Source organism: Nonomuraea basaltis (assembly GCF_005893125.1).
GTDB classification, from domain to species: Bacteria; Actinomycetota; Actinomycetes; order Streptosporangiales; family Streptosporangiaceae; genus Nonomuraea; species Nonomuraea basaltis.
Genome location: NZ_VCJS01000429.1, coordinates 1 through 5,177, shown reverse-complemented (window position 1 = coordinate 5,177; position 5,177 = coordinate 1). Strand labels below are relative to the sequence as shown.

Here is a 5,177-nt window from a genome sequence, read left to right as displayed (position 1 = left end):
CTTAGGGTCTCGTGGGCTCGGAGAGGTGTATAAGAGACAGGGGTGGGTCGGGGCGCCGGCCGGATCGCCATCGGGACTGCGCGCGGCGCTGACGCGCCGTGCTCGCCCTCGCCGCCCGGACGGCACGCCCTCGCCGAGACCGCCGAACCAGACCGCACCCGCCGACGCCCCGACCCACCCGGGGACGCGCTTTGCCCACTGCGAACCATGCCGCCCGCGCCCGCGAACCATGCCCGGCGCGGTGTGCGCGCGTGTCGGGATTCCACCCCTTCCCCGGGGTCGCAGCCCGGCCAGGAGACGTGATCCTCCAACCGGGTCGATTCACGCTCGCCGAGTGGACTGCGACCCGATCACCTCACTCAGCGCAGACCCACCGATCAACCCGGCCGAACGACGACGCCCACCGGCACACCCGCACGGCTGCATCAGCGACCTCGTGCACGGGCATGTCTCCATGCTCGTACCAGTCCGCCAGCAGCGCCCCAACCGCGCCCACGATCGCAGTTCCCACCAGACGGGCGTCTTTCCCCGACAACTGGCCGTTCAGGATCTCCCCGAGCACGATCGCGAGCGGATCCCGCCGCGCCTCTACCCTGGTCAGGTGATGGGCCTCCACGTACAGGATCCGATACACCCGCCGCTTCCGCGTCATGTACTCCACAAAGGCGGCAACCGCCGCAGCCACCCCAGCCGACCCCTCGCCCTCGCCGCCCGCAAGTCGTTCGCGGATCACCAAGACGGCTTCATCCGTGCAGCGGTCCACCACCGCCGCCAACACCCGCTCCTTGCCCCCGTCGAAGGCTTGGAAGGCTTGATACAGGCCCCGATGCGACATCTGCCCCTCCCTGCACAAATCCGGGAGCGTGGCCGCCGCGAAGCCGACCTGACCGAACAGCGATAACCCAGCCTCTATCAATCGCTCCCGGTATATCTCGCTTCTCTCTTCCGGACTCATCCACCTATGTGCGCGGCCGACCGCCATGAGCTCCCCTTCTCACTCGCTCCCTGCTTGCCTTTCTGAAAGCGTGCGGCCCCCGCCCGGGGTCCCAAGGCGGGGGCCGCACTCCCTGGTCTGGCGCAGCCGTCATGGCACACCGGCTCACCAGGGCAAGGCGATCAGCCGAAGGTCAATGGGTGTCGGGGCGACCCTTCAACCGATCGCAAAGTCTTGTGTGCGTGGCCCCGCCCGCGTGCCCCGGGCTACCACCCCCGGAAGGCGGGGCCACCATCCCTGGCAAAGAGGCGATCTATCCAGGGGTCCGCGCCCGCTCCCATCCCGCGCCTACCACCGGACAGGAGCGGGCCGTCTAAGGCGACACCGAGATCATGCCGCGCAGCTCCACCACCTGAGCCACAGCCAGCGCACAGCCGTGATACCGGTGCGCATCCCAGGCCACGAACACGTTGTGCTTGCTCAAAATGGGCACCTCCGACAAGATGCCCGGCTGGTACAGGTCCGCCAGCACACCCGCGCTAACCCGTTCCGCCACCGTGTAGAGGGCGAAGTCCTCGCGCAGCATCGGGCACTCTTCCAGCGCTTTCGGAATGCAGCTCCAGCACGTCGGCGGCGCGTTCGTGCGCCCGCTGTCCCGGCCCGTACGCTCGAACACCGTGCTAGGCAGCGCCCACGGGGTCCGCCCCGTCTCCGGATCCCTCGCCACCTCGCCGCATACCTGGCACAACAGCTTGTCCATGCACCGCCACTGCCGCCGCGTGTTCAGCTTGCGCATCCGTTCCGGACCCCGCAGATCCGGCCTGTCGAGCAGATCCTTCACACGGCCACGCAGGATCCCGTGGACCCAATCACCAAGGCGCGGCTTGCGGTAGGTCAGCCGGTATTCGTGGTTGTGCACCTCGAAAACGATCGGGTCCTTAACCTCTTCATTGGCGAAGGCGATCGTGAACGGGATCGTGCTGTAGCCACTCATCCCGGACCCTACTCGCCAGATCCCGACCGGTGCCCCGCACCCGAGCCAGCCACCCCGTACATCGACCGGTGCCGTTCCTGGCACAGCCTCGCGATCCGCTGCGCAGCCGTCTCCATCGCCGAGCACGGACACGACGTGTAGCGCCACTGTCCCCGTTGGGTCGTGTCGTTCAGGCACCAGCGGAACCGCCATCCGGTCGGCCCCCACTCACACCACACCGCCAACCCCACCGACCAGATCCCCACCAGCGCGATCCCCTCACACTCCGAGATCTGCGCGTCGATGCCACGGCGGCCCAGATGCTCTCTCAGCTCACGCGCCAGCCGTCCAGCCGGACACGACACCCCGGTAGCCGCCCTCACCGCTCCTTCCTCCCGACCCCGCCCAGGAAATCGACCCTCTCGGCGTCCTCCTCGGCGAGCGGTTGCGCAATCTCCGGCCGCCACAGCGGCACCCGCACCAACCCCGGAGCCACCAACTCCGTCTCCGCCACCCCGAAGAAGCGCCCGATCTCCTCTTCGCCGCGCAGCGTCACCCCCGCCGACGCGTCCTTGTAGCCAGCGCCAGCCGCCGCGATCGTGGTCGGCGTCTCCAGCACATGCGAGACAACCAGGTAGCTGCCCGGCTCCATGCACTCCATCAGCGTCTTGACGATCCCGTGCGGATCCTCCTCATCGGTGATGAAGTGCAGCGTGGCCACCAGCAGCACCGCAACGGGAAAGTCGAAATCCAGCAGGCCAGCGGCCTTGTCCAGGATGAACTCCGGATTCCGGAGATCCATTTGGACCATCGTGGTCCGCTCATCGGTGGCCAGCAGCGCCCGCCCATGCTGGGACACGATCGGGTCGTAATCCACATACACAGTCCGCGCGCCCGGTTCGATCGACTGCGCCACCTCATGCACGTTGCCGACAGCGGGCAGACCACTGCCGACGTCGAGGAACTGCCGGATTCCCTGCTCCGCCAGAAAGCGCACCGCCCGGCCAAGGAACGCCCGATTCGCCCACGCACAGAATTGCGCATTGGGGTTCGCTCTCGACGCTCGCTCCGCCGCCTGACGGTCCGCCGGGAAGTTATCCTTGCCGCCCAGCCAGTAATCGTACATCCGGGCCACATTCGGCCTATTGGGGTCAATCTGCGGACTCTCCATTGAGCCCGACTGATAGGTAGAGATCGTGACCACGGTCCGCCGATGCCCAAGAAGATCCGCATCAAGCGCCGCCGAGCCACCCTTACCGCTGTTTCGCGCTTCTGGACTGGCCATATCCTGTGCCATAGGTCAGGACCTCGATTCCTGATCGAGGGAGCCGTACGGCGTGCTAGCGCCTGCGGCTCCCGCCTTTGTGACGTTCTCTCGCCCCTGACTGGATGGGCTCGTTGGGAGGCACAATGCTCTGCCCCACGCCCAACCCTTCGTCCTACTGCGTAATGACGATCCCCGTGAAAGGCGTGCGCTGCCATCTCACGTGTGGTATCTCATGGTGAGATACTCTGCTTACTTGCTTCCGGGACAGGAGTCAGAGTGAGCGCTCCGCTGTATGACCCAATCGTCATTCCCCTCCGGTCGTGGAGGCTCCCGAGCACCAGAGCCGCGCTTCAGGCAAGGGATGTACGCGCGTTGTTCGCCCTCGCGAAGCATCACGGCGCAACTCAAACTCGCCTTGCAATCGCGACCGGGATGCTGCAAGGCAGGGTCAGTGAAGTAATGCGCGGCGTCCGCACGATCACAGCTATGGAGACGTACGAGCGGGTAGCCGAGGGTCTAGGGATGCCCGACGAGGCGCGAATGATGTTTGGGCTTGCTCCCCAGCACCCGGCTGGCCTTGATCACCTAGGCCCAGTCGGGCGAGCGGAGATCATCCAAACATTCCCGTCCCAGTCAACGGCGGCCCAGGACATCCGTACTGCTGCGCGCCACGTCACGGCTATCGACGTCCTCGCCGTCCGGGGACTGGGAATACTCGGTCTCAACGACTCCCTCTTGCGCCCCGAGTTGATCGGGGACCCCGATGTCCCTCGCACTCTTCGTGTGCTACTTCTCTCCCCTGAGGGTCAGGCTGCTGCTCGCCGGGCCGAGGAGATCAACGAAACCCCCGAATCCTTCTCTGCCGGTATCCAGCTTGCTGAGGCCCGCTTGAGGGAGCTAGGCACCATCGCCCCATCGCTCACCGTTGAGGTTTACAGGTACAACATCTTCCCCGTCTGGCGGCTGATCACCTTGGATGAGATCCAGTACGTGTCAGCATTCGGCCAGAAGTGGGAGGGGCACGAATCCGCCGTTTACAAGATCGCACCTACTCCCCAAGGGGCTCTCCACCGAGGGTTTCGTCGTCTGTTCGAGCAAACTCGTCTCACCGCTCAACGCATCATCTGAAAGCGAGGACATCTGTGCGCATCGAAGCCGAGTTGAAGGCCCGACTCCGCGATCCTGACCTGGTCGGCGAGGCACTGGATCATCAGGCCACGAGCGCGACCAGCATCTACCGCGACACCTACTACGACTGCTCGGACCGTTCCCTCACTGCCATCGGCCGTGAGTTGCGCGTCCGCACGGTGACCAGCAACGAGGGACGTCACGTTCTGCTGACCCACAAGTCGCCCATGGTGGACGAGGCCAGCCATTCCAAGCCCGAGGACGAGACGGAAGTCGCCGACGCGGAGGCGATCGACACCATCCTGAGGAGCCTTGGTTACAACCCGTACATCTCATTCGAGAAGCACTGCGTCAATTGGCAGTTTAAAGCGAGGGGACGCGCCATGCTCGCAACCATGGTTACTGTCCCCGAGCTGGACGGTACTTTCCTAGAGATCGAGACGATCGTTGATAGCCTCGATCAGCTTCCGGCCGCGCTTGAAGCGGTGAGATTGCAGATGTACGACCTCGGGATCGTCGAAGACGATCTATCGACCATGGACTACACCGAAGCAGTCACAGAGCACCGCGATCACCATCGACCCACCAACCCATGAGGCTTACTTGCCCGCGTCATCCGCAGCTTGGCGTCTTGGCCCCGGCGTCATGATCTCCAGCACCAACGGTCGCCCTGCATCCGGTCGTGTGATGAGTCTCCCTCAAACCCCTCAAAAGCTTTTGGAAACCCCCTCGGGTTGGCCACCGTGATGCGTGCCTCTGGCCCGCTGGACTCGCCGTAGACCGGCATTGGCCCACCGCCGTAGAGCACGGCGGGGCTACCGAATCGTTTCGGAGCCAACTTCATGGGGACCCCTCCAAGATCGTAAAAGGGGGGG

At 65.1% G+C, this 5,177-nt stretch carries 5 protein-coding genes; 2 read left to right on the top strand and 3 right to left on the bottom strand.

Translation table 11 applies throughout. The features are described 5' to 3' along the window. Positions 1 to 355: 355 nt before the first annotated feature. From EJK15_RS67565 to EJK15_RS67555, 3 genes are all read right to left on the bottom strand, one after another. The gene (locus tag EJK15_RS67565) at positions 356 to 982 is read right to left on the bottom strand and encodes a TetR/AcrR family transcriptional regulator (RefSeq protein ID WP_138720644.1); all 627 of its coding nucleotides are present in this window, start codon (positions 980 to 982) and stop codon (positions 356 to 358) included. A gap of 325 nt (positions 983 to 1,307) precedes the next feature. Then, positions 1,308 to 1,928: a hypothetical protein gene (locus EJK15_RS67560; protein ID WP_138720643.1), complete on the bottom strand. Its 621-nt coding sequence runs from the start codon at positions 1,926 to 1,928 to the stop codon at positions 1,308 to 1,310. Positions 1,929 to 2,286: 358 nt separating this feature from the next. Further along, entirely contained in the window at positions 2,287 to 3,078 is a 792-nt protein-coding gene (locus EJK15_RS67555) for an SAM-dependent methyltransferase (RefSeq protein WP_138720646.1), read from the bottom strand. A 582-nt stretch (positions 3,079 to 3,660) separates the two neighbouring features. Here EJK15_RS67555 and EJK15_RS67550 point away from each other — a divergent pair. Both EJK15_RS67550 and cyaB read left to right on the top strand, forming a co-directional pair. Continuing rightward, the gene (locus EJK15_RS67550) at positions 3,661 to 4,302 is read left to right on the top strand and encodes a hypothetical protein (RefSeq protein WP_206062288.1); all 642 of its coding nucleotides are present in this window, start codon (positions 3,661 to 3,663) and stop codon (positions 4,300 to 4,302) included. A gap of 14 nt (positions 4,303 to 4,316) precedes the next feature. Next, a complete protein-coding gene (gene cyaB, locus EJK15_RS67545) occupies positions 4,317 to 4,898 on the top strand; it encodes a class IV adenylate cyclase (protein WP_138720642.1) in 582 nt (193 codons plus the stop codon). Positions 4,899 to 5,177 lie beyond the last annotated feature (279 nt).